The sequence below is a fragment of the Litoribaculum gwangyangense genome (genome assembly GCF_039543505.1).
GTDB lineage: Bacteria > Bacteroidota > Bacteroidia > Flavobacteriales > Flavobacteriaceae > Litoribaculum > Litoribaculum gwangyangense.
In genome coordinates this window covers 1-1,123 of sequence record NZ_BAABJW010000009.1, presented here as the reverse complement: position 1 = coordinate 1,123, position 1,123 = coordinate 1, and the positions used below count along the sequence as shown (strand labels likewise).

Sequence of the window (1,123 nt, the reverse complement as noted above, 5' to 3'; positions counted from 1 at the left end):
CGTTGCCACACATTTGAAAATAAGAACATTGAGAAAATTTTACTTTCTGACTTTACTGTCAATTATTTTATTGAACTGCCAAAACAAAACGGAATTGAGAGCTGATTTAGAACCATTTTATTCAGATTACACAAACGCATTACAAGAAAAAAATCTATACGGAAAGGTTAAAAAAGTTGAATACTTAAAAACAACATTTCAGAACACCAAAAATGAAGATAAAGCTATCCTCAAAAAAATAGAAGAATACACAGATTTTGGAGAATTGAAAAAAGTAAAATACTTCGATAATTTTGGAGAACTTACACAAACTAATATTATTGATTATAACAAAAACCAAAAGTTCATAAAAAGTGTTTCAATTAACAAATCGAACAAATCAAACATAATTCAAACTTCGGAATATGATTCTATCAAAAACACGAGTGAATTAACTGTTTACGTAAATGATACGATTGATCATAAAACGACTTTTTATTATGGGAAAAACGATTATCAAGTAAAACGAATTTCTGTTAAAGGAAATGATACTACTGAAATAAACAGCGAACAAATCTTTAATGAGAATAATAAACTTGTATTTGCGACGGAAAAAGAAAAAGGAAATGACAAATCAACAATAACTATTCGCAACAAGTATGACAACAATAACAATTTAGTTGAGTCGTCTCATAAAACTGAATGGGTTGAAATGTTGAGCGAAACGGAATGGAAAGACGGACGAATTTCTAAACAAACTTCTTATACAATATCAGCGGATTTAAAAAAGCATTTAAATAATGTTACAGAGTTTGACATACTTTTTAATATAATCAACTCAAAAGAATATGAAGACTCGAAATTACATCGTGAATTGAAATTTGACTATGAATTTGATGAAAATGGGAATTGGATTAAAAAAAATGTATCAATGAAAGAACATTTTAATAACTCAAAGGAATTCGTTCCAATTTATGTTGATACGAGAAAAATAAGTTATTGGAAGTAAAAAACGTGTGGCAACAACGTGTATAGCTCATTGCGGCTGAATTCCTTAATCGGAATTCATTGCAATTTGCTATCTTTCGGACATGGCGGATAATCATAGCTGATTTTCCGCAACGAGCCATACACAAAACCGTTG

At 29.4% G+C, this 1,123-nt stretch carries 1 protein-coding gene; it reads left to right on the top strand.

The features are described 5' to 3' along the window. Window positions 1–988, top strand: a 988-nt coding sequence (locus ABD963_RS15050; RefSeq protein ID WP_345278273.1) for a hypothetical protein, incomplete at its 5' end; no start/stop codon positions are given. Window positions 989–1,123 lie beyond the last annotated feature (135 nt).